Here is a 22988-nt window from a genome sequence, read left to right as displayed (position 1 = left end):
AACTCGGCAGCGAGCGTGAGCCTGCTACGCCTACTCAATTCATCAAATTCTTTACAGCCCACTGAGCAAATCTTCGACCGGCTCCAGCAGGTAGGGGGCGTTGTTGCGGACGTTGCCGACGTCCTTACTCACCTCGCGCAGAGCCCAGCCTGCGGTTTCAGCGAATGCCTGCTCGCGGATGAGCTGCAAGGACGCCTGCGCCTGGGTGCGGTAGGCCCTTTTCTGCTCGGTGCTGGGTTTAGGGGAACCGGCTGGTCGGCCTGACCGCAGCCAGGTGGTGAGGCTATCATTCTCGCTGATATCAGCCTCGTTGGCTACGTGAAGAGGGATGGGCAGGCGGTTGTGCAGCTGACCCAGTTGCCGCTCAATCTCATTTGTATAGCCGAGGTCGCCGCCCAGGTCAGCCATAATTCCGGGGTCGAACTCGCCGTTGCCGGGCGAATCCATGGTCACAATCGAACAGGAGAGCAGCCACTCCCCCTGCTTACCCGCGAAAGGCCCATCGGGCCCGGCAAATTCTGCGGGAATCTTCCACCACTCGTACAGGCCCGCGAAGTAGATGGGGCGCCCATCGGTACGGTGCACAAAATAGGGGGTTTTGACCTGCTTACCCGCGGCGGTGGTTTCGGTTTTCCACTCGTAGTAGCCGCTCACGGGCACGGCGCAGTGCCCCGAAACTGCAGCTTCGCGGAAGGTGGGCTTTTCAAAGATAGTCTCACTGCGGGCGTTGAAGGCCCGCGACGAAAAGGCGGGGTCCTTCGCCCAGCCCGGCAGCAGGCCCCAGCGGGCCGAGTGCAATTCGCGGGTAAAGACCGGGGAGTTCCCCTGCCCGCCGTCAGAGGGGGCGGACGCACCCGCCCGCGCGGGCGCGTCCGCCCCGGTAACCTGCTCGATGGGTGCCACTAGCCGGTCAACCAGGATGGGGACCGTGCTAGTGGGCGCCACGTTGTAGTTGGTGATGGGGTCGGTGAGTTCAACCCCAGCCATGTACTGGGGGTGTTCTTGGGCTAGTTCAAGGGCGTAGCGTCCGCACACTAGAACCCCTCGCTTTCGTAGGCTTCGATGACGGCGTCTTCAAGGTCGTCGACGGTGATGAGGGGTTCGATGTCAGCTGCCGCGCCCACTGTCGCGGGGTCAAGGGGTAGGCCGAGGGCCTGGTAAACGTCTGTTGTTACCTCGCGCAGACTATCGGCCCCTGTCACCACGATGCCCGATGAGAACCACCAGGCTCCGGCAACGACCCGCTGGGCGGTGCCAATAAGCTTGACCCGCTGACTTCCAGGTAACTGGCCCCAGACCGAATACTCACCGGGGCAGTACTCGCCGGGTAACTCCCCCACCCCGGCAGGAATGCCCAGGCTGGTGAGGGCCTCTGCGAACATGGCCCCGAAGATGCCGTAGCGCTCGTGGTTGCCGCTGACAGCGTCTGACGCCTTCTGAAAATGATCCACCACCAGGCAGCCCGAGTGATAGGCGGCGGCGTGCCCGCCCACGGTACGCACCAGGGGTTCAAACCCGCGACCCACCGCAGCCGCGCGGGCCTGAGCGAACCGGGGGTTGAGCTCATCCCTGCGTCCAAAAGCCACCGTTGGCTTGGGCCGATAGAGACGCAGGGTACTGGGGGCCTCTCCCCTACCCACTGCGCGGACGGTCACCATGGCTGAATCAACCATCTCGGCCATAGTTCCGCCGGTAGCGGGGTCAACGCGGTCAAGGTGCAGCATTAGTCCACCGAAATTTCGTTCAAGCTGGTAGAGACGAACTCCCACCAGGCCGGGCGCAGGCCCGCATTTAGCGCAACCTGCTGGCTGATGATGTGCGAGGGACTGGTGCCGTAGAAAGGCACGAACCCCTCGACGAGAATAGCCTGCGACAGCTCCCTGACCAGGTAAGACGCCAGCCCCCTGCCGCGATGGCCGGGCAGTACATCAATACCAATCTGGCGGCACCAGTCGGAGTCTTCACTAGCACCGGCCAGAGCCACCAGCTCCCCCTCGGCGTAGGCGCCGAGCACCTGCACATCGGGGCGCAGCTCTTTGAAACCGAGCGCGTTCTCAAAATCGGGGTTTCCGCGATACGTCTCTAGCTCCGAAGATTCTAGCCACCGCACCGTGTAGCCCTCGGCGGGTAAGCCGGGGCGGGCGTCCGCACCCCGGGTAAAGAAATCCCTACCGGGGGTGAAAAAGAGGGATGTACCGCTCATCTGCAGGGCGTAAGGGGTGAGGTAGTCATTGAGTTTGCGCAGCTCGGAGTAGTCCCCCACCCAGTTCCCGTTATCGCCAGCTAGTAGGTTGTCGGCAGCCTCGCGCACGCGCGGGTGCTGGGCACAGATGACGGTGAGCCCCCGGTAATTAATCAGGCGTAGCTCCCAGTGGTCGCGGTAGCGGCGGCGGGCCGGGTGCATCTCGTCGAGGGGTATTCGCCGCGCCGAAAGGTGGGTTGAGCCGTGCTGCTGCGCTATATCAATGGCCTGCTCGGGTAGGCACAGGTCGATGGACAGCTGCGCAGCCAGAATCTTCTCGGCCTGCTGGTAGCTGGTGATAGGCGCGGGCATGGCTCTCTTTCTGCTCGGTGGGGTCTGTATCTAGGGTACTCGCTTTAGCAGGGGCGCGGACGCCGGTGGCCCCTTTACCTTTCGGGGCAGGCTGGTGAGGCTGGGGGTTTCGCCCCGCATTTATTCTGTTTTACCCGCAACTAGTTGCGGCTTTTTCAGAATAAATGCGGGGTGCCAGTGTTTATGCTGGAAGTATGAAGATTCTTGTTCTGGGTTTGAGTGGTGCCGGTAAGTCCACCTGGGCGCGAAGGTTGGCTGCCGGGTACGGGGTGCCGCTGCTGCACCTTGATACCGTTCACTGGTTGCCGGGATGGGTCGAGCGGGACCTTACGGACGAACGCGCTCTGGTGGGCGAGTTTCTGGATAAGAATGGAGCCTGGGTGATTGAGGGCGGCTATTCCGACGTGCACTTTGAACGGCGGCTGGCTGAGGCTGACCGTATCTATATTCTGTTAGCGCCGCGTCTGGTGCGTCTGTGGAGGGTAGGACGCCGCTGGCTCACCTACCGCAGTACCAACCGGCCTGATATGACCGAGGGCTGCCCCGAGAAACTCGACCTTGAATTTATCAAGTGGATTCTGTGGGACGGCCCCAGCCGCGCCCGCATGAGGGCCCTGGCTGACGTCCGCCGCACCTACCCCGAGAAAACGGTGTGGAGAAGGTGGTGGAGCTAAGTCCACTGCCACTCCTTGTATGAAAGCGGCCCCTCGATGTTCCCGCAGAAAGGGGTTCAACAAGGGGCCATTTTCTAGCTCTGACTAGGGTGTTTAGAAGTCCCAGTCCTCATCTTCCGTGTTTACGGCCTTGCCGATCACGTAGGAGGAGCCGGAGCCTGAGAAGAAGTCGTGGTTCTCGTCGGCGTTGGGTGAGAGGGCCGAGAGAATCGCGGGCGACACGTTGGTGACCGAGGCGGGGAACATTGCCTCGTAGCCAAGGTTCATGAGTGCCTTGTTGGCGTTGTAGTGCAGGAACTTCTTGACGTCCTCGCTCAGGCCCACGCCGTCGTAGAGGGAGTGGGTGTAGGCCACTTCGTTCTCGTACAGTTCGTAGAGCAGGTCAAAGGTGTAGTCCTTGAGCTCTGCCTGGCGCTCCGCGGTCTCCTTTTCGAGGCCGCGCTGGTACTTGTAGCCGATGTAGTAGCCGTGCACAGCCTCATCGCGAATGATCAGGCGGATCAGGTCTGCGGTGTTGGTGAGCTTGGCGCGGGATGACCAGTACATGGGCAGGTAGAAACCTGAGTAGAAGAGGAAGCTCTCGAGCAGGGTTGAGGCAACCTTCTTCTTGAGGGGGTCATCGCCCTGGTAGTAGTCCATGACGATGCGAGCCTTCTTCTGCAGGTGCTCGTTTTCGGTGGACCAGCGGAAGACCTCGTCAATTTCCTTGGTGGACGCCAGTGTTGAGAAGATCGATGAGTAAGACTTAGCGTGTACCGACTCCATGAAGGCGATGTTGGTGTACACGGCCTCTTCGTGGGCGGTGACGGCGTCGGGCAGCAGGGAGACAGCGCCGACGGTGCCCTGGATGGTGTCGAGCAGGGTCAGGCCGGTGAAGACGCGCATGGTCAGCTGCTTTTCTTCTTCGGTCAGGGTCTTCCAGGACTGCACATCGTTTGAGAGCGGCACCTTTTCGGGTAGCCAGAAGTTAGCGGTCAGACGATCCCAGACCTCAAGGTCTTTTTCGTCTTCGATGCGGTTCCAGTTGATGGCTTCAACGTGGTTGACCAGTTCAACCTTCTCACTCATGGTGATGGGTTCTCCTCATGTCGGGGTGTTGGAGTGCCTGAAATAGGCTTGGTTCTATTCTTTCACCGTTGGGCGGTTTTCGCACCAGCGGCTCGGTTTGCTTAATATCTCAGGGGCGGACGCCGTCGCCCGCTTCTTCTTGTAGGGCAGCTAGGCGTTCGGCTTTGGTTTCCCTGTCGACGAGGCGGCGCAGCAGTGGCAGGGCCGCAGCTAGTTGCGCGGCCTCGTCCGCGGTGAGTATTTCGTCGGCTCGTTCTACGATCCAGTGGTCGCGGCGACTGATGATGGAGTCGATGGTGGCACTCCCCTGCTCTGTCAGGTAGAGCTCCTTGCGGCGCTTGTCGTGCAGGTTTTTACCGGAGGCGATATAGCCGCGGCGCAGGAGTGAGGCCACGATTTTGTTCATGGACTGCGGGGTCATGCGCTGAAAGCGGGCCAGTTCAGCACCGGTTTGCCGCGGGGCGGCCTGGAGCTGGGCGAGCACGGTTTCTTCAGCAAACGAGAGGGGTGAGTGGGAGTCGGTCTCGTTCCTCAGTCGTCGGTGCATTCTAAACACCGAGTAACGTAAGGTACTCGCCTGCTCATACGAAAAATTTTCCAAGGGCGCCAGCCTAAAATAATCAGTTTAACTTATCAGTTATATAGATTATATACCGCAATAAAGAAAGCCCGCCACCCACGCAAGATGACGGGCCCCGCCCGGCCGGGGCGGGCGTCCGCGCCCTATCAGCGCAACGCCCTACCCCGTCTCAGGTCTTAGAGCATGCAGCTAACGCAGCCCTCAACCTCGGTACCTTCAAGAGCCATCTGACGAATACGTGAGTAGTAGATGGTCTTGATGCCCTTACGCCAGGCGTAAATCTGGGCCTTGTTGACGTCGCGGGTGGTGGCGGTGTCCTTGAAGAAGAGGGTCAGCGACAGACCCTGATCAACGTGCTGGGTAGCAACGGCGTAGGTGTCGATAATCTTCTCGTAGCCGATTTCGTAGGAGTCCTGGTAGTAGTCCAGGTTCTCGTTGTCCATGTAGGGAGCCGGGTAGTAGACACGACCCAGCTTGCCTTCCTTACGGATCTCAATCTTCGAGGCGATGGGGTGAATCGACGAGGTAGAGCCGTTGATGTAGGAGATAGAACCGGTGGGCGGAACAGCCTGCAGGTTCTGGTTGTACATACCGTGCTCAGCAACCTCAGCTGCCAGCTGCTTCCAGTCCTCAGCGGTGGGCACAAAGTGACCGGCGAAGAGCTCGCGGGCGCGCTCGGTCTCAAAGTCCCAGGTGCCGTTGATGTACTTCTCGAAGTACTCCCCCGAAGCGTACTTGGACTTCTCAAAGCCTACGAAGGTCTCCTTGCGTTCGCGGGCAATCTCCATAGAGGCACGAATCGCGTGGTAGGTGACGGTGTAGAAGTAGATGTTGGTGAAGTCCAGGGCTTCTTCAGAACCGTAGTAGACGTGCTCGCGAGCCAGGTAGCCGTGCAGGTTCATCTGCCCCAGGCCAACGGCGTGGCTCATGGAGTTACCGCGCTCGATGGAGGGAACAGAAGCGATGTCGGACTGGTCAGACACAGCGGTCAGGGCGCGAATAGCGGTGCCGACGGTCTGGCCCAGATCACCGCCGTCCATCGCCAGGGCGATGTTCAGGGAGCCCAGGTTGCAGGAGATGTCCTTACCGATGGTCTCGTAGCCCAGGTCAGCGTTGTAGACGGAGGGCTCTGAAACCTGCAGGATCTCGGAGCAGAGGTTAGACATGATGATCTTGCCGTCAATGGGGTTGGCCTTGTTGACGGTGTCTTCGAACATGACGTAGGGGTAGCCCGATTCGAACTGAATCTCGGCCAGGGTCTGGAAGAACTCGCGGGCGTTGATCTTGGTCTTCTTGATGCGGGCATCGTCGACCATCTCGTAGTACTTCTCGGTGACGTTGATATCTGAGAAGGGCACACCGTAGATACGCTCAACGTCGTAGGGCGAGAAGAGGTACATGTCCTCGTTCTTCTTGGCCAGTTCAAAGGTGATATCGGGAATCACAACGCCCAGTGAGAGGGTCTTAATGCGAATCTTCTCGTCGGCGTTCTCGCGCTTGGTGTCGAGGAAGGAGTAGATATCGGGGTGGTGGGCGTGCAGGTAAACTGCGCCTGCCCCCTGGCGGGCACCGAGCTGGTTGGCGTAGGAGAAGGAGTCTTCCAGCAGCTTCATCACGGGGATGACGCCTGAGGACTGGTTCTCGATCTTCTTGATGGGGGCGCCAGCTTCGCGCAGGTTGGTCAGGGCGAAGGCTACGCCGCCGCCGCGCTTGGACAGCTGTAGGGCTGAGTTGATGGAGCGGCCGATGGACTCCATGTTGTCTTCGATACGCAGCAGGAAGCAGGAGACCAGTTCGCCGCGCTGCTTCTTACCTGCGTTGAGGAAGGTGGGGGTGGCGGGCTGGAAGCGGCCGGAGATGACCTCTTCGACAATCTTGGTTGCCAGAGCCTCGTCGCCTTCTGCCAACAGCAGGGCAACCATGACCACGCGGTCCTCGAAGCGTTCCAGGTAGCGCTGGCCGTCGAAGGTCTTCAGCGCGTAGGAGGTGTAGAACTTGAAGGCGCCCAGGAAGGTGGGGAAGCGGAACTTCTTGGAGTAGGCCAGCTTGGAGAGGGACTTGACGAAGTCAAAGGAGTACTTCTCGAAAACCTCGGGCTCGTAGTACTGGTGCTTGACCAGGTAGTCAATCTTTTCTTCCAGGTCGTGGAAGAAGACGGTGTTGTTGTTGACGTGCTGCAGGAAGTACTGGCGGGCTGCCTGACGGTCTGCTTCGAACTGAATCTGGCCGTTCTCATCGTAGAGGTTCAGAAGGGCGTTCAGTTCGTGGTACCCCATGCCACGGTATTTCTCGGGGGTGCTCGGATCCTCGTGACCGGGTTCTACGCTGAGGCCGGGTACAGGGAGTTTTGAATCCAAAATTTTTCCAATCCTTCTTGAACGGTTTCTACATCTTCTTCGGTGCCCATGAGCTCAAACTTGTAGAGTACGGGCACGTGGCATTTGGCGGCGACTTTGTCTGCTGCTACGCAGAAGAGGTCACCGAAGTTGGTGTTTCCCGCGCCGATGACTCCTTGCAGGAGTTCCCGGTTGTGGGGGTTGTTGAGGAACTTCACGGCCTGGGGCGGTATAGAGCCCGCTCCCCCGGGTCGCCCGTAGCTGGGGACACACAGCACGTAGGGCCCGGTGACCTGTGGGGGGTCTTCGCTGGTCTTAAGCGGTAGCCGTATGTTTTTTATTCCGGTCTTCTGAACGAACTTGTGAGTGTTCTCTGAGACCGATGAAAAGTAGACGATGGTGGGCTGTCCGGTGGTATCTGTGGTGTCCATGGGGGCTGGTGCCTGGATCTGGTCGTGGTGGGTGTGCGCGTGGCGCGGGTAAGAAAAGGCCCGGGTGCGGACGCCTGTAGCGGCGGGTGCTGCCCGGGCAGGTGGTCAGCGGTTAGGCTGCGGCGCTGGCCAGGGCGTTGATCTTGTCGGGCTGGAAGCCTGACCAGTGATCCTCACCGGCGATTACAACGGGGGCCTGCAGGTAGCCCATGCCCTTGATGAGTTCGAGGGCTGCGGGGTCCTCGGTGATGTCAACGGTGTTGTACTGGACGCCGAGCTTATCGAGAGCGCGGTAGGTCATGTTGCACTGGACGCAGGCAGGCTTGGTGTACACCGTAACGGTCATTGGGGTATCTCCTTGGTGTCCCGCGCGTTGCGGGAGGTTTCTGGCATAGGGGCTCTCGAAAGAGCTGGTGTGGGGTCTGGCGGCCTTTTCTCTCTAGTCGCCCGAACCGAGACTTAATACTACATCTAGTGTTTGGGGAGCGCACCTAACCCTACATAGTGTGGTCTGTTACGAAATTTTTTAAATCGGTGCGCTATCCACAGCCCTTCCGCGCGTTTGCGGGCTTTAAGGGAGTTATCCACATTAAGGGCTTCTTGGGGCGGGATTGAAGGTCGGTGTGTGACCTTAAGTTCAGGGGCCGCTGAGCCCCCTGGGGCTTAAGACCGGACGTCCCGCGTGATATCAGGGCGGGGGCTTTCAACCCTAAATTGAGCCTTGAGTCTTGGGGGCTGCGCGGGCCTGTTTTTTAAGGTTTTTTGCCGGGGGCGTGTCGCGCAAAGGGGCACCCCGTCAGGCTTGACAAGGGTGCCCCTTAAGGTGTTTAAGCGCGGTTGTTTAGACGAGCCCGCGGTCTTTGAGCTGCTCGTAGAGGGCGGTGCCGTCATTGCCTTCAAGCCAGAGGTCGCCCTTGGTGATATCGCGAGCGCGGTTGTCGCCCCAGACGCGGCCTGATGAGAGGACGGATTCGCCGAAGGTGAGGTTGCGGATGAGGATGGCTTCGACGTTGTGGGGGTAGCGGACGGCGAAGCCGTTGTAGATTTCGGGGTCGCGTTGGCCGTCGTCGCCGATGAGGATCCAGCGGATGTTGGGGAATTCGGTGGCGAGGCGTTTGAGGGTGTTGACTTTGTGTTGGGAGCCGGAGCGGAACCAGCGGTCGGGGGTGGGGCCCCAGTCGGTGAGGAGGAAGGTGCCTTTGGGGTAGCCGTTGCGGTGGAGGAAGCGGCGGAGGGTGGGGGTGACGTTCCAGGCGCCGGTGGAGAGGTACATGAAGGGTGCTGTGGGGTGGGCGCGGTGGAGGCGGTCCATCATGACGGCCATGCCGGGGGTGGCGGAGCGGGCGTGTTCGTTGAGGACGAAGCTGTTCCAGGCGGCGACGAAGGGGCGGGGTAGGGCGGTGTTCATGACGGTGTCGTCGACGTCGCAGATGATTCCGATGGTTTGGTCTTCGGGGACGATGTAGACGCTGGTGATGGCGGGTTGGCTGCCGGGGGTGGTGATGGTGACTTGGTGGGTGCCGGGTTCTAGGGTGATGTTGAGTTTGACGTCTACGACTCCTCCGCGGTCGGCGTGGACGCGGTGGTGTTGGCCGTTGATGTGGATGTCGATGGGGGCGTGGGAGATGGCGACTGAGGTGAAGGAGCGCCAGCCGCGGACGGGTTCGATGGTGGGGTCGCCTTTTTCGACGGAGTCGAAGAATTCTTCGAAGAGGTCGGTTTTGTAGAGGGCGCGGCCGAGGATGCGTACCCAGTTTTTGGTGCCGTATCCGACGCTGGGTACGATGACGGGTTCTAGGCCGTTTTTTTGTGCTTTGCGTTCGCGGTAGGAGTGGATGTTGTCGCCTATGCGGTAGCCGATGTTGACGGCTTCGTCGGCTGCTTCTGCGACGATGGTGCGGATTTCGTGTGCCCCTGTGGTCATAGCCCTAGTTTTTCATATTTGGGTGGTTGGTGCATGTTATGGGTGGGTGTGGGTGTGTTGTTAAAGGAAGAGGTGGGCACCGTCTTTGGTGCCCACCTGTGTGTGGTGTGTGGTGGTGGTGTTAGTCGATGTTGAGGACGCAGGTGGCACTGCCGGTGCCGTCTGCTTCGTTGGCGTGGTTGACGTGGTCGCCTTCTTCGAGGGAGTAGCCGGTGCCCTTGATGGCGCAGAAGACCTCTGCTTCGGGGTCTTCGGCGGTGACGGAGACGCGGATTTGTGAGTCTGAGAGGTCTGCGAGGTTGTCGTAGGTGAGCTTGTAGAAGGCTTCACCTTCGAATTCAGCCTGGTTGCCGTCGAAGTTCATCTGGTCTTGGTAGACGGTGATGGTTGCGGGAGCCTCTGCGCCGTTGTGTTCGGCAGTTACCTCGATGGTGATATCGTCGCGGCCGCCCCAGCCGTCAGTTGCTTCGATGCCCATGCCGGGTACGATGGTTTGCGCGCAGCCTGCGAGCAGGGCGGTCGCCGCAAGCGCGGATACTACGGTAACTTTTTTCTTTGCCATATATAAAAATATAGCGTCTTCACAGACTCTTAGGGTAATGCTACGCGCCGGTGGGCGACAGTTTGTGGCTAAAAGTCTTGATGAGAGGTTGGGGGCGTAGTGGGGGCGGGCACTCTCTGGTGTGAGGGTGCCCGCCCGGGGTGTGGCGTCCTGGTGGTTGTGGACTAGTGAGCGTTGTCTAGGCGCTGGGGGTCGGTGGTGACTAGGATTTTGACGGCGGTTTCGTTGCGGTTGATGAGGGTGTCGAAGCCTTCGTCGATGAGGTTTTCGAGGGCGATTTTGCCGGTGATGAAGGGTTTGAGGTTGATTTTGCCTGATTCAACGAGCTTGATGGTGTCGGGGTGGTTGTTGACGTAGGCGATGGTGCCGCGGAGGTCAACTTCCTTGAGCACGAGTTTTTGCATGTCGAGCTGGGCGGGCTTGCCCCAGATGGAGACCACGACGATGACGCCCTGGGGTTTGATGGCGTCGAAGAGGGTATCGAGGACGGCGTTGACCGAGGTGCATTCGAAGGCGACGTCGGCGCCGCGGCCGTTGGTGAGTTTTTTGACTTCTTCAACGACATCTACCTCGGCGGGTGATAGGGCGTAGTCGGCTACTCCTGCATCGAGGGCCTTTTGGCGGCGGAGGCTGGAGAGTTCGCTCATGATGACGGTTGCGCCCTGGGCTTTGAGGACGGCTGCGGTGAGCAGGCCGATGGGGCCTGCACCGCCGATGAGGGCGACGTCCCCGTCCTTGACTCCCCCGGCTCGTTCAACGGCGTGGTAGCCCACGGTAAGGGGTTCGATGAGGGCTGCTTCATCGAGGGGGATGTCTTTGGAGATTTTGTGGACCCAGCGGCGCTTGACGGCGATCTTTTCGGCAAGGCCGCCGCCGTGCCCGGCGAGGCCGATGAAGTTCATGTCCTTGGAGAGGTGGTAGTCCTTGTTACCGGGGCCGGTTTCTACGTCGTCGCGTACGATGTAGGGTTCAACGACGACGTGGTCGCCTACCTCTAGGTCGGTGATGCCTTCACCGAGGGCTTCTACAACGCCGGAGAATTCGTGGCCCATGGTGACGGGGGCGGTTTCGCCGGAGATGGGGTGAGGGGTGCTGTGGGTGGGGCAGAAGATGGGGCCGTCGAGGTATTCGTGAAGATCGGTGCCGCAGATGCCGCACCAGGCTACCTTGATGAGGACTTCACCAGCGCCTGCGGTGGGTTCGTCGATGTCTTCGATGCGGATGTCTTTGTTGTCGTAAAAGCGGGCTGCCTTCATGGGAGTCATCACCTGTTTCGATAAGAGGTCTCCCCCGCTACCTGGTTGAGCTGGTAGTGGGGTTTGGTCGTCTATGACCTCTTTCATCCTATCTCCGCAGCACCTGCTTGTGGCGCCGGTTACGCTATGTTTCGGCAGGTTGCGGGTATAGCCGCCCCTTAGGCTCTACCCGTAATCAGGCCACCCTCAACGGTAAAAGGCCAACCGATGCCGTTCTTGGTCATGACGGTGTGGGGGTCTACTCCCGGGGCGAAGAGATGGGTGCGGTTTTTGTAGGCGATGAAGTATTCATCGAAGGCCGGTAGGTGGTAGGCGAGGCTCAGGGCATGGTCGAGCTCTTGAGGTGTAACATCCTTCTGCCAGCTGCCCATGTAGTAGGTAGTGCCCTCCAGGGTGAAGCTGGTTAGCCCACCGGCAGCCACCAGGGCTTCTGCCGTGCGAGTCGCTACCATCTTGGGCAGGGTGGACCACCAGCAAAAGTCTTCGATACTGGCAGGGCCTCGGGTGGAGAAGTAGCGGGCGGTCAGTTCCCGGGTTTTCTCGGCAGGGGTGCGGGAGGCGGCGTCAGTCACCTGCCGAGGAATGGCAACTTCTGCGGCTACGAAGGTGTCGTGTTGGCCGGTGCGGCGGGTCTGGATAATGCGGCCGTCGGAGCCTGCCCGGCGCAGGTGGTGGCCCAGCAGCTCGCGGGGGTAGCCTGCCTCAGCGAAGAGGGCCCGCAGCTGATCGCGGCTCACCGGTTCACTAATAGCACTTTCAGCCAGCACCCGGGCTGCCTCGTAGCCCTCAACGCTCAGGCCGAACTGCTCAGCTAGGCGCTCGGGCTTACCGGTGACCGAACGAGGCCCTAAGAGGGTGGTCACCCAGTGGTCGCTGCGGTGGAGGTAGTGCAGGGTGCCGCGCTGGGACCAGGTGCGCACCAGTTCATAGTCGGCGAGCGCGGTATCTAGGTGGCTGGTGTTGGTGGTGAGGGGTTTTTCGGGGTGCCCTGCGCGGATGGCGAGGGCGGTGAGGCCGCCTGCGTAGTTTTGGCCTTGGGTGGCGATCATGTAGTGGGCGGCGTCGGTGATGGTGGTGGGTGTGGTGGGGCGGGCGGACGCTGGTGCGAGGGCTTGGGCGATGAGTCGTCGGGCGAGGAGGTGGTTGGGGTGCATGGGTTTAGTGTACCCGTGTGTTCTTAGGTGGTGGGTTGGGTGTGGAGGGTGAGGGCTCGTAGGGGGCAGGCTTTGGCGGCTTCTTGGGCGGCTTGGTGAAGGTTTGGTGGGATGGTGATGGTGCTGCCTTCGGGTGAGTAGGGGTAGCCCCAGGGGTCGGGGGTGAGTTTTTCTTCGAGGAGTTCGATGCAGAGGCCGCGGGCGGCACAGCTGCCCCAGTTGATGTGGAGGGTGGTCATGGGGGGGGTGGGTCTTTCGTGGGTTAGGAGTGAGCGGTGCAGGTGCCGTGGGTGTGGGCTGTGATTTCGTGGTGGTAGGTGGTGAGGGTGTTGGTGATGAAGCGGACGGTGGCATCGGGGTGTTTGCAGATGCCTCGTCCGGGGAGCAGGTGATGCCGCGGGCTGCGGCGAGCGGGGCGATGGTGGCGAGGGATTCTTCTCGGGCGTAGAGGGCGAGGTTGCGGGTGCCGATGAGTTCTCCGGCGATTTGTAGGCCGTCAAGGACGAGGTGGGGGGGCGTGGAGCAGGAGGGTGCGGTCTTTGTGGGAGAGGTATTCGCCTTCTGCTCCGTTGGCGATGATGGTGGTTTTGGGGCCTTGGTCGGTGGTGGTGAGTTTGCAGTAGGTGGAGAAGCTAGCACCGCCGCGTCCGTCCAGATTTGATTCGAAGATGTGTTCGAGTACCTGCTGGGGGTTGAGGGCAGGTACTGTGCCGAAGGTAGCTAGGTGAGCTGCGGCGTCCGCCTGGTGGCCGGCGGCAAAGAGCCGGGGGCTGCCGACAGCTAGGTCCAGGCGGACGTTGTGTGCCGGGGTGAGCGGGGCGGACGCGGTGGGGCGGGTGGTGGCGTGGAGTAGGGGTGTTGTCATGACGGGTTTCCTAGCGGCTTGCGGACCGGACGGAGGCTACCTGACGGGTAGTGCCAAAGAAAGGGAGCAGACGGTAGACAGTGGCGGTACCAACAAGGGCGATGGAGACCAGGGCGAGGGCGAGGAACCAGATCTGCCCGCGGTCGGTGCCGGAGCTGAGCCCGTGGGCAAGGGCTGCGGGCCAGCAGGCGTAGGCACCCCAGTGCACCAGGTGAAAGAGCTTCTCGGGTAGGCGGTGGCGCAGCAGACCGGTGACGGCGAGCGCCAGAATCAGGTCGAAGGCCAGGGTTCCTAGACCGTAGGCGAGGGTTTCGCTTGCCGTGGTGAAGGGGATGAAGAACTGGGTGAGGGTGATTCCGGTGTAGGTGTCGAGGTAGAGGGTGATGATGTGGATGAGGGTGAAGATCAGGGCGAGGAGGGAGGCTGTGCGGTGGATGGAGGTGGTGGCAAATCGGGGTATGCCGATGTAGGTTTTGCCGGAGCGGGCCAGGATACCTAGGGCCAGGGAGACAGAGAGCAGGATGAGGGCTGTGGCTCCTGTGGAGCGGGCGATGGCCCAGTAGATTTCGTTGGTCATGGGTATCTGGTCTTTCGGGGTTCCGGTCTTGGGGTGGGGTTTAGGGCTGGGGTGTTGGGGTTGCTGGCCAGTGGTGGGTGAGTTCTGTGCCGGTAACTGTCACGAGGCGAGTGGGCAGGCCGGTGGGGGCGAGCTTCTGGTGGGCACCACTTCCCCAGACGATGGCTGCGGTGGAGTAGGTGTTGGCCTCTGTTGCGCTGCCTGCGATGACGCTGGCGGTTGCAAGATCCGGTGTAGCGGAGAGGCCGGTGGCGGGGTTGATGATGTGGTGCCAGCCCTGGCCGTCTCGTGCCCAGCGGCGCTTTTGGGTGGACGAGGTGGCGATCGCTCCCCCGTTGATGAGCTCAATGGTGCTGGCAGGGTCATTTTCTAGGTCTTGGACGGTTACCGTCCAGGGGCGGGTGGGCCCTGCCGTGGCGATATCCCCGCCGATGTTGAGAAGGACGGGTGCCCCGCAGGCTTGGGCTGCGGCGTCCGCACCGCGGTCCACGGCCCAGGCTTTGCCGATGCCGATAAGGTTAAGCTGCACCCCCTCAGCCAGGGTAAGCTGCCTACCGGTCAGCTGCACCTGCTCGTGCAAGCTCGCAGGCTCAGTCGATGCTACTGAAAGGCTGCCGTCTTCGCCGGTGACGAGCTGGAAGGTCAGCGCCTGACCGGCAGTTCCGCCCAGGGCCTGGACGCGGGGGTCAAAAGCCCCGCCGGTTCGCTCGTAGGCGGTAATTGCCTGGGCAAGAACCTGTGCCAGGGTGGCGCTGAGCATGTAAGTTCCCCCACCGGCGGCATTGATGGTTGCCAGCTCACTGGTGGGCTCGAAGGTGTTGATAGCTGCGTTAGTTTCGGCAAGGACGCCCCGCACGGCGGCGCTCGCCGCAGCCAGGTCTGCCTCACGGCTGCTATCGACCAGAAGCTCGGCCGCGGACGTCCAGACCTGCCAGTTCTCTGCCAGCATGACTAGGAGCCGCTACTGGTGGTGTGGGAGGTGGAACCGGCAGGGGCCTGCTGCACATAGGTGGTTGAGCTTGAAGAACTTGAACCGGTGGTGGCGTTCTGGCTTGCGGTTGCCGTTGTGCTGGGTGAGGTCTGCTCAGTTTCAGGGCTGGTGGCAGTAGCTGTTTCGGTGCTCTGCACATCTGCATAGGTTTCTACAGCTACTGCGGCAGCCCCCAGAGTAGAGGCGGCGACCAGGCCGGCACCTGCCAGGTGGGCTACAAGCTTGCCGCGGGTACGTGTTTGCATAGGGTTGGACTCCTTAGATTTTTCTCTTGAGTCTTAGCCTAAGGAGCAGGTATGTGCGGGAGTTTTATCCAACCTATGAGCAACCTGTGAAAGTTTCAGAAGAAAGCTTTGCCTCACCTGCTGGGCAGATGAGGCAAGGCTGTCTTAAGAGAGGTATCCCTTCGACCTACACGTGGTGGTAGGGGCGGCCGGCAGCAATTTCACCGGCCCGGTAAATCTGCTCAGTAATAATGAGGCGCACCAGCTGGTGGGGGAAGACCAGGTCCGAGAGGCTCCAGACGGTATTGGCGCGGGCCCGCACCGAATCGTCCACCCCGTAGGCCCCACCAATCACCAGCACCACCTTCTTATAGCCCAGCTGGGCTTCCAGCAGGCGAGCCAGGGCAGGAGAGCTCAGCATCTTACCGCGCTCATCGAGCAGCACCAGGTAGTCATCACGATCAACCTTTTCAAGAATACGGCGGGACTCCTCAGCCCGGGCAGCTTCTTCTGCCAGGGACGAGTGGGGCAGGTACTGCCAAGTAATATCCCAGGGCTTGCGGAGGCGGGTTTCGTAGCGGTCGATGCCGTCCTTGACCCACTTTTCGTGTTTCTTGCCGATAGCAATAATTTTGATGGTCATTGGTTCTCCTCGGTCAGGGGTGCGCGGGCTGTAAGAACGGTGAAGGTGGGGGTGCGTTCTAGTTGCCGTACCCGTTCAAAGCGCTCTTCAACCTGCTGCCTGTAGCGGGCGTGCGAGTTATGCACCAGATAGAGCTGCCCACCGGGGGCTAGCAGACGCAAGGACGCATCGAGCAGGGGGCCCACCAAGCTCAGGTCAACCGCGGTTCCAGTGTGGAAGGGCGGATTAAGCATCACGATGTCGGCTGAGCCCTGCGGCAGGCGGGAACCGGCGTCGTCCCAGCTCACCTGAACCCGGGCGTCCTGCCCCAGGTTAAGGGCTGCCGACCGGGCGGCGTCCACATCGAGGTCGGTGGCCCAGACCCGGGCAACCTCCACCCCGGCAGGCAGGTGCTCTAGAACCTCGAGTGTCACCGACCCGTTGCCGCACCCCATATCTACCAGGGTCAGCGGGCGGGCAGGGGCATGCTTCGCCAGGGCAGTGAGGACGTTGGTGGCCAGCAATTGGCCGCCCCGGTCGGGCTTGCCACCTGAGAACACGCCACCGACAGCCTGTAGGGGCCCGGCGGGGCGAGGGGACTCAGATGCTGGGACCGGTGCTGAAGCGAACAGGCAGCGGTGCTTGCCCTTACCCCGCAGACCTCGCACCTGCCCGAAGCTGCGGCCCAGAGTCTGATTGAAGCTGGTGCTCATGTGCTTGGTGTTACCACCCAGAATCAGGGTAGTCTCACTCCCCTGCTCAGCCTGATACCTTGCCACATCGTGGGCAAGGTCAGCGAGCGCGGCGTGACTCTTGGGTAGGTGGCCCAACACCAGACTGCCCTTAAAGTCGTGGTGGGTTAGGGCACGGTAGAGGCTATAGGTGTCTGGTGTTACCTGCCCCTGGGCATCTAGCCCGGCCAGGGTCAGGCGGGCGGCGGTGTCCGGAGCTTTTTCTCTAAGGACGCGGTGCAGGGTCAGGGCATCTGCGTAGGAGCGTTGGCGGCTGATCACCCGGTGGTTGCCGGGGGCGGTGTGTGCTAGGGCCCAGAGGGTCAGGGCGCCGGTGGGGTCATCAAGGACAAGCACGTCCCCGGCAGTAGCGCCGTCGGGGACGGATGCGGCGGCGTCTGCGATGATAAGCCGGTCAAGGGCGCTTGCCGCGCCTGCGCTCAATGAGTCGAGGGGCACGAGCTGGGTGAGGTGGTGGGTACTAGATGTGGGCACCCCTCTAGTATCTCACGGGCGATAAGGGCCCTAGATGGGGCGGTACGTCCACCGAGTGAGATGCCGGGCCGACGAGCGGCGACAGGGGCCTCACTCCCGGATTCTCTACCAGACCGCTGATAAAATACTGAGAGTAGGGCACCCTGGCCCTGCCCACTCCACATACCTGAAACGAGTAGATTGACATGAGCGAACAGACGCCTTCCTCCCACCCCGAACCCAACTACAACACCAACCCCTACCAGCAGCAGGCACCCCAGACCGAGAAGACCAACACCCTAGCGATTCTCAGCCTCGTTTTTGGTTTCCTGGCGAACATCGTCGGTATCGTGCTCGGCTTTGTTGCCCTCAACCAGATCAAGCGCACCGGCGAGAAGGGCCGAGGCCTGGCCATTGCCGGTATCGTCGTGGGCTTCATCATCCTGATCAGCGGCATCATCTTCGCGATTCTCATACTTGCTGGGCTCAACGAGTATGCCAAGTCCACAGCTGCCTACGAGTCATCGGCTGCCACTGCAAGCTCGTCCTCCGCTAGCTCCCTGGCTACCGAAGAGGTAAGTGAAGAGGCCTCGGCAGCTGCCGACGAGGCGTCCGCCCTGGCCTCCGATGCAGCGACCACCGCTGCCCTTGACCCCGCCTCCCCCTACTGTGTTGCTCTCGATGAGTTCCTGGTCACCTCTGATGGTATCCAGCAGGATGCCACCACCTTAGATGGTTACCTGGCCTCGCTGACCAAGCTTCGTGACAACGCTCCCACCGAAGAGATGCGAGCCTCGCTGACCACCGCTATCGATGCTGTCAATGCCTCTGATGCAGCTACCTTTGAGTCTGCCCTGAACGAGGTTGTGTTCGACCTGGGCCTGGACGCCGTCAACTGCGGCATCGAATAAACCCCAACTCCCCCCCCCACAACAACAAGGGCCCCGCACCGTCACGGTGCGGGGCTCCTTTGTGTTTTAGTCGGTCATCTTAACGGTTGTCTGCTGGGGTGCTACCAGGGGTATGGGCTCGTATTCAGCGCGCAGGGCTCGCAGGCGGGCCACGTGGGCGTGAAGGGCCTTATCTTCATCGGTAGTGGGCGTGAAGGGGCGGGCCGGTAGGGGCTGCCCATCGAGGTCGGTTGCCATGTAGGTCATAGAGGCATGGATAGCTAGGGGTAGCTGGTCGTGGCGTTCCCTCGGGTTGCCTGCGCGCAGGTGCACCATCACACCCATGGAACGCGCATCGGTGCGTACCAGGCGGGCGGTTACTTCCACCAGGTCCCCGATATGCACCGGCTGGTAGAAGCGAATTCCACCCGCGTAAACAGCGACGGTGCGCTCGCCGCTCCAGGCCATGGTGACGCTGGTGGCTGCTTCGTCAATCCATTCCATGGCGGTGCCGCCGTGCACATTCCCGCCCCAGTTCACATCGGTGGGCTTAGCCAGGAAACGGTGGGTGACTTCGGGGGCGGTGGACGCGCTCGTGTAGGTCTGAGAAGTCATTTCAGCTTCAATGGCCTTGCGGAGTTCCACGCGCGAGAGCGCCGCCTGCTGCACCCGCTTCTCCTCGTCGGTCACGGGCACGTAAGGAGTAACAGGGGTAGGTTTGCGGTCTTCGCCCATGGCAACGAAGATGACCAGGCAGTCGCAGGCACGGGTGAAGTTGCCGTCCCTGGGGTCAGCGGAGAGCACTTCGTTGACGATATGCATAGTGGAGCGGCCGGTGTAGACGATGCGGGAGCGCACCTCAACCATGTGCCCCGAGGGGATGGGACGGGTGAAGTGAATATGCCCCACATAGGCGGTGACACAGTAGGTGCCCGACCAGCCGGCGGCGCAGGCGTAAGCGGCCTTATCGATCCATTCGAGCACACGTCCGCCGTGCACGCCGGCTGAGCCTGCGATGATGACGTCGGTGGGTGCTGCGAGAAAACGTAGGGTGATGGAGGGCTGCGGGGCAAGCTGGGCCATGGCGGATTTCTTTCTGGTGCTACGTGATTGTTATATCGTACGACATACGCTGCTTTGTACCGAGCTGTGTCTCACCCTGAGAAAGGTGTCAACCTTGGTTGACACCTTTCTCATTTAGCAACTAAAGTTGACAACATGGAGCTCCCCCAAACAACCCAGCAGGCAGCAGATACCACAAACCCCCGGCGAGGACTCCTCGCCATTGCTGCCCTGCGCTCACTAACCGACAACCTTGAACACCAGCAGGTCGAAGCAGCCCTACGCACCGGCATGAGTTGGCAGGCTATAGCCGACTGCCTAGGGGTGAGCAGACAGGCCGTCCACAAGAAATACGCCAAACGCATCGACCCCGCTATTCCCCTACCGCGCAGAAAGGCGCCCTAGCTACCATGAGCACCGCTTCAAAATGGGCCGACTACCTAGCCATAATGACCGCAGCCCGTACCGCAGCAGCAGGCCATCACCCCGCAGGCTCTTGCCCTAGCACTCTTGACCGAACCCACCGGCGTCCTCACAGAAGCCCTTGAGCGTTGCGGGGTAAGCCCCGAGCAGGTCCGCGAAAACCTCACCCTCAATGCCGAGGGTGCGAATGATTCAGCAGGAGAGGGGCATGCCGGGGCATCCAGTGCGGACGGCACGCGGCTAGGAGCAACCCGGCAGATTCAGCTCTCCCACACCCCGGCCGACTACCGGGTAACCTATGAGTTAGGTTTCCCGCAGCAGCCACGGTTCAACACACAGCTCATTGAGGTTACCCTGCTCCCCCAGGATTCTGGGACCCTCGCTCAGGTGACCAGCAGCTGGCTCCGCGCGCCCGAGGCAAACCTACCCCGCTCTTTGCGATTACTGCGCCGTCCGCTCGGTGCCGTCATACGGCCCGTAACCCGCTGGACCACAACCATCCAGGCCAGCACCCTTGCCGAGCAGCTTCGCGCTGCCGCTACACGCTCCGCTCCCACTTCCTAAGGACGCCCATGGAAAGCATGATCCGCCAGGCCACCGTTATCGTCATCGGCGGCGGGCAGGCCGGCCTATCAGCCAGCTACCACCTAGCCCAGCGCGGCTACGCCAATGCTCTGACCCACCCCACAGCCCCACTCACCTACATCACCTTCGATGCGGCTGAAGGGCCCGGCGGCGCCTGGCGCCACCGCTGGGACTCCCTGACCATGGCCACCGTCAACAACATCTTTGATCTCCCTAACTTTCCCCGGCTCCGGGTAGAGCTGACAGAGCCCAGCAAACAGGCTATCCCCTCCTATTTCGCCGACTTCGAAGCAACCGAAGAACTGGCTATCACCCGGCCGGTCGCCGTCCTTGCCGTTACCGCAACCGGCAACCCCGACCTCCCCTTCGAACTCGCCACCACCAACGGCACCTGGCAGGCAGCAGCAATCATCAATGCCACCGGCACCTGGAATAACCCCATCTTGCCCGCCTACCCGGGGCAGGCGTCCTTTCAGGGGCGGCAACTTCACACCCGCGACTACCTGCGGCTCGAGGACTTCGCTGGCCAGCGGGTTGCGATTGTGGGCGGCGGTATATCAGCGGTGCAACAGCTTGAGGAAATCTCGCGGGTTGCCACCACCTTCTGGTACACCCGGCGCGAACCGGTCTTCCGCAACACCGAGTTCAACACCGAGTACGGGCGCGATGTGGTAGCCCGCGTCACCGCCGACGCTGAGGCCGGGATCCCCACAGGGTCGGTCGTCAGCTATACCGGCCTGGGGTGGACGCCCTACGCCAGGGCCACCAAAGCCCGCGGCGCACTAAACCGCCGCCCCATGTTCAGCAGCATCGACGCAACCGGCGTGATTGAGGCCGACGGCAGCCACACCGACGTTAACACTATCCTGTGGGCTACCGGGTTTAAACCGGCGCTCGCCCACCTTGACCCGTTGGGTCTGCGCAACGAGCTGGGCGCCATTCAGATGGACGGTACACAGGTAGCCACCCAGCCCCGTCTACACCTCATCGGTTACGGCCCCAGCCAATCGACGGTGGGGGCTAACCGGGCTGGTCGAATCGCGGTGCGTAAGCTCCACAAGCTACTGACCCGCTAGCGGGCTCATCACCCGCCCCTCGCTACTACCGACCCCGCCCAGAGGCCGACCGGTTGAGAACGAATGAGGGCAGCAGGGCCAGGGCCGAAATACAGGCCAAAGCCGGGAAAGAGGTCGCTGCCATAATAAATCCCGAAGCTAGGGCAGCGATTGCCGCGCCCAGGTTGGTGAGAGAGTCCAGGCCACCTGCTGCCCGGATGCGGCTTTCAGCCGGCAAGGACGCCGCAAAGAGAGCGGAGGCCGCAACAAAAGTTGCCGACCAGCCCACCCCGAGCAGGATTAGGCTAACCACCATGGCAGTTGCCCGGTGCGGGGCAAAGACGCCAAGGGCTACCGCTGCTAAGAGCAGGACGGTGCCGATGAGTATCATGGTGCGCTCCCCCAGCCGATCTGACCCCAGCCCCATCAGGGGTGAGAGCCCGTACATGCCCAGCACGTGCAGGCTGATAGTCAGACCGATGATTTCGATACCGGCACCCTGGTGGTTCATGTGCACCGGGGTCATGGTCATCACCGACACCATCACTATGTGTGCGCACAGCAGGCTGATGGCGGCAGCCCGAGCCTGCCGGTTGCCCGCAATTTCGCGGGTAAAGGCCCCGATTTTTGCGCCTAGGGTGGGCTTCTTTGGGGCGGACGCCTGCTCCCCCTGCCCTGCCCCGGGTAGGCCGGGTGTGGCGGCCTTGCCTGTACCCGGGAGGAGTGTGAAGACCAGCAGGGTCGCGGCGGCCATAGCGATCGCCGCCAGGGCAAAGGCTGCACTGTAGAGGTTGGTACCCAGGGATGGCGCGAGCGCGGCTGCCGGGGTGCCAATGTTAGGGCCGAGGACGGAACCGATGGTACCTACCCAGACGATGAAGCTGAGGGCTGAGCCGCGGTTGGTGTCGGTGGCGTGGTCGGTTGCCGCGAAGCGGGCTTGGAGGGCGGCGGCAGAGCCTGCTCCCATGAGGAGAAGGCCCAGGGCTACCAGGGTGATACTGGTGGTGGAGGCGGCGAAGGCCAGCAGGGTGGCGCCGAGGCTTGCGGTGGCCCAGCCGGTGGTGAGGGCGGTACGGCGGCTGGTGCGGGCTGCGAGGTTGGCTAGCGGTATGCCGAAGAGGGCAGCCCCGAAGGTGGAGGCGGTGCGGGCAATCCCTGCCAGTGCCTCGTTCTGGGTGACCTCGCTGGCCAGGAGAACGCCGATGGAGGGGGCTGCTCCTACGCCGATGGTGCCAAAGACCTGGGTGAGGGCCAGGGCCCAGAGGACGCGGCGCTGCTGGTGGGTGTTCATGAGTTTTAGTTTACTGAGGTGCGGCAGGGTTCAGAGTCCTTGCCCCCGGAATTCACTGTGTGAAGCAGCCTTCTCTGTGCTGTAGGTTTTTCGCTACTATGAGGAGCTATGACCCTTGCCCTTTGGCTTTCCCTCGTCGCTGCCTGCCTGGTGATTTCTTTAACCCCGGGGGCAGGTGCGGTGAACACCATGACGACCTCCCTGCTGCACGGCTGGAAGAAGGCCTTTTTCACGGTCATGGGGCAGCAACTAGCCCTGGTGGTTCAGATCGCTATTGTGGCCGCTGGCCTGGGCGTAGTGGTCGCTAATTCGCCGGTACTTTTCGATGTGATTCGCTACGGTGGGGCTGCCTACCTGGTTTACCTCGGGTTACGCATGATTCTTGCCCGCCCTCGAACCCCGCAGCTGCCCCAGTACCTGGTGCTAGCGGGCACTATGGTGGCCATCGATATTGTGGTCATGTGGGGTGGGTTTGCCCTGGTGGCAAAAACTCTGACCAGACTGTCACATTCAGAGCGCGGGCAGACAATCCTGAACCGGGTCTTTGGCTCCCTCTTTATTCTGGTCGCTGCTCTCATGGTCTTTGCAGGGCACTAGGGTTCCCTCACTCCCCTACCGTATCTGTTGCGGGCAAGATAAAGCCCTCTCATGCCTGCGCG

Annotated in this window: 28 protein-coding genes; 7 read left to right on the top strand and 21 right to left on the bottom strand. The window is 61.5% G+C overall.

The window, feature by feature from the left end; genetic code table 11:
* Window positions 1-51: 51 nt before the first annotated feature.
* The 3 genes from HWU94_RS05515 to HWU94_RS05505 are packed head-to-tail and all read right to left on the bottom strand — an operon-like array spanning window position 52 to window position 2554.
* Window positions 52-1035, bottom strand: coding sequence for an SOS response-associated peptidase (locus tag HWU94_RS05515; protein ID WP_185174648.1), 984 nt, complete (start codon window positions 1033-1035; stop codon window positions 52-54).
* Entirely contained in the window at window positions 1035-1724 is a 690-nt protein-coding gene (locus tag HWU94_RS05510; protein ID WP_342355186.1) for a lipoyl protein ligase domain-containing protein, read from the bottom strand. The genes HWU94_RS05515 and HWU94_RS05510 overlap by 1 nt, the downstream gene beginning before the upstream one ends.
* The gene (locus HWU94_RS05505) at window positions 1724-2554 is read right to left on the bottom strand and encodes a GNAT family N-acetyltransferase (protein ID WP_244956038.1); all 831 of its coding nucleotides are present in this window, start codon (window positions 2552-2554) and stop codon (window positions 1724-1726) included. The genes HWU94_RS05510 and HWU94_RS05505 overlap by 1 nt, the downstream gene beginning before the upstream one ends.
* A gap of 194 nt (window positions 2555-2748) precedes the next feature.
* On the opposite strand from HWU94_RS05505, the gene HWU94_RS05500 reads away from it, so the two are divergent.
* Window positions 2749-3228 carry a Topology modulation protein gene (locus HWU94_RS05500; protein WP_185174647.1) on the top strand — a complete coding sequence of 160 codons (480 nt, stop codon included), beginning with the start codon at window positions 2749-2751 and terminating at the stop codon, window positions 3226-3228.
* Between the two features lie 93 nt (window positions 3229-3321).
* Here HWU94_RS05500 and nrdF read toward each other — a convergent pair whose 3' ends face one another.
* The 10 genes from nrdF to HWU94_RS05450 form a co-directional block, all read right to left on the bottom strand.
* Complete coding sequence (gene nrdF / locus HWU94_RS05495; protein ID WP_185174646.1) at window positions 3322-4296, bottom strand: class 1b ribonucleoside-diphosphate reductase subunit beta; 975 nt, start codon at window positions 4294-4296, stop codon at window positions 3322-3324.
* Window positions 4297-4405: 109 nt separating this feature from the next.
* Window positions 4406-4843, bottom strand: coding sequence for a MarR family winged helix-turn-helix transcriptional regulator (locus tag HWU94_RS05490; protein ID WP_185174645.1), 438 nt, complete (start codon window positions 4841-4843; stop codon window positions 4406-4408).
* Window positions 4844-5052: 209 nt separating this feature from the next.
* Entirely contained in the window at window positions 5053-7233 is a 2181-nt protein-coding gene (gene nrdE, locus HWU94_RS05485; RefSeq protein ID WP_409348801.1) for a class 1b ribonucleoside-diphosphate reductase subunit alpha, read from the bottom strand.
* Window positions 7197-7643, bottom strand: coding sequence for a class Ib ribonucleoside-diphosphate reductase assembly flavoprotein NrdI (gene nrdI / locus HWU94_RS05480; RefSeq protein ID WP_185174643.1), 447 nt, complete (start codon window positions 7641-7643; stop codon window positions 7197-7199). Before nrdI ends, nrdE begins: the two co-directional genes overlap by 37 nt.
* Before the next feature lie 112 nt (window positions 7644-7755).
* A complete protein-coding gene (gene nrdH / locus HWU94_RS05475) occupies window positions 7756-7989 on the bottom strand; it encodes a glutaredoxin-like protein NrdH (protein ID WP_135013938.1) in 234 nt (77 codons plus the stop codon).
* 495 nt (window positions 7990-8484) lie between these two features.
* A complete protein-coding gene (locus HWU94_RS05470; protein ID WP_185174642.1) occupies window positions 8485-9567 on the bottom strand; it encodes an App1 family protein in 1083 nt (360 codons plus the stop codon).
* Between the two features lie 121 nt (window positions 9568-9688).
* Entirely contained in the window at window positions 9689-10129 is a 441-nt protein-coding gene (locus tag HWU94_RS05465; RefSeq protein ID WP_185174641.1) for a hypothetical protein, read from the bottom strand.
* A 164-nt stretch (window positions 10130-10293) separates the two neighbouring features.
* Entirely contained in the window at window positions 10294-11385 is a 1092-nt protein-coding gene (locus HWU94_RS05460; RefSeq protein WP_185174783.1) for a 2,3-butanediol dehydrogenase, read from the bottom strand.
* A gap of 158 nt (window positions 11386-11543) precedes the next feature.
* Window positions 11544-12539 carry a winged helix DNA-binding domain-containing protein gene (locus tag HWU94_RS05455; protein WP_185174640.1) on the bottom strand — a complete coding sequence of 332 codons (996 nt, stop codon included), beginning with the start codon at window positions 12537-12539 and terminating at the stop codon, window positions 11544-11546.
* 23 nt (window positions 12540-12562) lie between these two features.
* On the bottom strand, window positions 12563-12778 hold the full coding sequence (locus tag HWU94_RS05450) for a ferredoxin (protein ID WP_185174639.1): 216 nt from the start codon (window positions 12776-12778) through the stop codon (window positions 12563-12565).
* Between the two features lie 29 nt (window positions 12779-12807).
* Here HWU94_RS05450 and HWU94_RS05445 point away from each other — a divergent pair, with 29 nt between their 5' ends.
* Window positions 12808-12987, top strand: coding sequence for a hypothetical protein (locus tag HWU94_RS05445; protein ID WP_185174638.1), 180 nt, complete (start codon window positions 12808-12810; stop codon window positions 12985-12987).
* 48 nt (window positions 12988-13035) lie between these two features.
* On the opposite strand, the gene HWU94_RS05440 is transcribed toward HWU94_RS05445, so the two are convergent.
* The 6 genes from HWU94_RS05440 to HWU94_RS05415 all read right to left on the bottom strand — a co-directional run bounded on the left by HWU94_RS05440 (window position 13036) and on the right by HWU94_RS05415 (window position 17044).
* Window positions 13036-13404, bottom strand: coding sequence for a hypothetical protein (locus HWU94_RS05440; RefSeq protein WP_185174637.1), 369 nt, complete (start codon window positions 13402-13404; stop codon window positions 13036-13038).
* A gap of 10 nt (window positions 13405-13414) precedes the next feature.
* Window positions 13415-13981, bottom strand: coding sequence for a ferric reductase-like transmembrane domain-containing protein (locus HWU94_RS05435; RefSeq protein WP_185174636.1), 567 nt, complete (start codon window positions 13979-13981; stop codon window positions 13415-13417).
* Between the two features lie 40 nt (window positions 13982-14021).
* Window positions 14022-14930 (bottom strand): FAD:protein FMN transferase, encoded by a 909-nt coding sequence (locus HWU94_RS05430; RefSeq protein ID WP_185174635.1) that lies wholly within the window; start codon window positions 14928-14930, stop codon window positions 14022-14024.
* Window positions 14931-14932: 2 nt separating this feature from the next.
* Window positions 14933-15217: a hypothetical protein gene (locus HWU94_RS05425; protein WP_185174634.1), complete on the bottom strand. Its 285-nt coding sequence runs from the start codon at window positions 15215-15217 to the stop codon at window positions 14933-14935.
* A 166-nt stretch (window positions 15218-15383) separates the two neighbouring features.
* Window positions 15384-15839: a 23S rRNA (pseudouridine(1915)-N(3))-methyltransferase RlmH gene (locus HWU94_RS05420; protein ID WP_185174633.1), complete on the bottom strand. Its 456-nt coding sequence runs from the start codon at window positions 15837-15839 to the stop codon at window positions 15384-15386.
* Entirely contained in the window at window positions 15836-17044 is a 1209-nt protein-coding gene (locus HWU94_RS05415; protein ID WP_185174632.1) for a class I SAM-dependent methyltransferase, read from the bottom strand. Before HWU94_RS05415 ends, HWU94_RS05420 begins: the two co-directional genes overlap by 4 nt.
* A gap of 185 nt (window positions 17045-17229) precedes the next feature.
* Between HWU94_RS05415 and HWU94_RS05410 the strand changes: the two genes are divergently transcribed.
* Complete coding sequence (locus HWU94_RS05410) at window positions 17230-17934, top strand: DUF4190 domain-containing protein (protein ID WP_185174631.1); 705 nt, start codon at window positions 17230-17232, stop codon at window positions 17932-17934.
* Between the two features lie 66 nt (window positions 17935-18000).
* On the opposite strand, the gene HWU94_RS05405 is transcribed toward HWU94_RS05410, so the two are convergent.
* Window positions 18001-18996, bottom strand: coding sequence for an acyl-CoA thioesterase (locus tag HWU94_RS05405; protein ID WP_185174630.1), 996 nt, complete (start codon window positions 18994-18996; stop codon window positions 18001-18003).
* A gap of 135 nt (window positions 18997-19131) precedes the next feature.
* Here HWU94_RS05405 and HWU94_RS05400 point away from each other — a divergent pair, with 135 nt between their 5' ends.
* From HWU94_RS05400 to HWU94_RS05390, 3 genes are all read left to right on the top strand, one after another.
* Window positions 19132-19380: a hypothetical protein gene (locus HWU94_RS05400; RefSeq protein WP_185174629.1), complete on the top strand. Its 249-nt coding sequence runs from the start codon at window positions 19132-19134 to the stop codon at window positions 19378-19380.
* A 75-nt stretch (window positions 19381-19455) separates the two neighbouring features.
* Entirely contained in the window at window positions 19456-19962 is a 507-nt protein-coding gene (locus HWU94_RS05395; RefSeq protein WP_409348805.1) for a Clp protease N-terminal domain-containing protein, read from the top strand.
* 8 nt (window positions 19963-19970) lie between these two features.
* A complete protein-coding gene (locus tag HWU94_RS05390) occupies window positions 19971-21059 on the top strand; it encodes an NAD(P)-binding domain-containing protein (protein ID WP_244956037.1) in 1089 nt (362 codons plus the stop codon).
* Between the two features lie 25 nt (window positions 21060-21084).
* On the opposite strand, the gene HWU94_RS05385 is transcribed toward HWU94_RS05390, so the two are convergent.
* Window positions 21085-22329, bottom strand: coding sequence for an MFS transporter (locus tag HWU94_RS05385; RefSeq protein WP_185174627.1), 1245 nt, complete (start codon window positions 22327-22329; stop codon window positions 21085-21087).
* A gap of 108 nt (window positions 22330-22437) precedes the next feature.
* On the opposite strand from HWU94_RS05385, the gene HWU94_RS05380 reads away from it, so the two are divergent.
* Complete coding sequence (locus tag HWU94_RS05380; protein ID WP_185174626.1) at window positions 22438-22926, top strand: LysE family transporter; 489 nt, start codon at window positions 22438-22440, stop codon at window positions 22924-22926.
* The last annotated feature ends 62 nt before the right edge of the window (window positions 22927-22988 follow it).

The organism is Rothia nasimurium, from assembly GCF_014217215.1.
Taxonomy (GTDB): Bacteria; Actinomycetota; Actinomycetes; order Actinomycetales; family Micrococcaceae; genus Rothia; species Rothia avistercoris.
The sequence above is the reverse complement of the archived record's forward strand: the minus strand, read 5'-3'. Positions and strand labels throughout refer to the sequence as shown.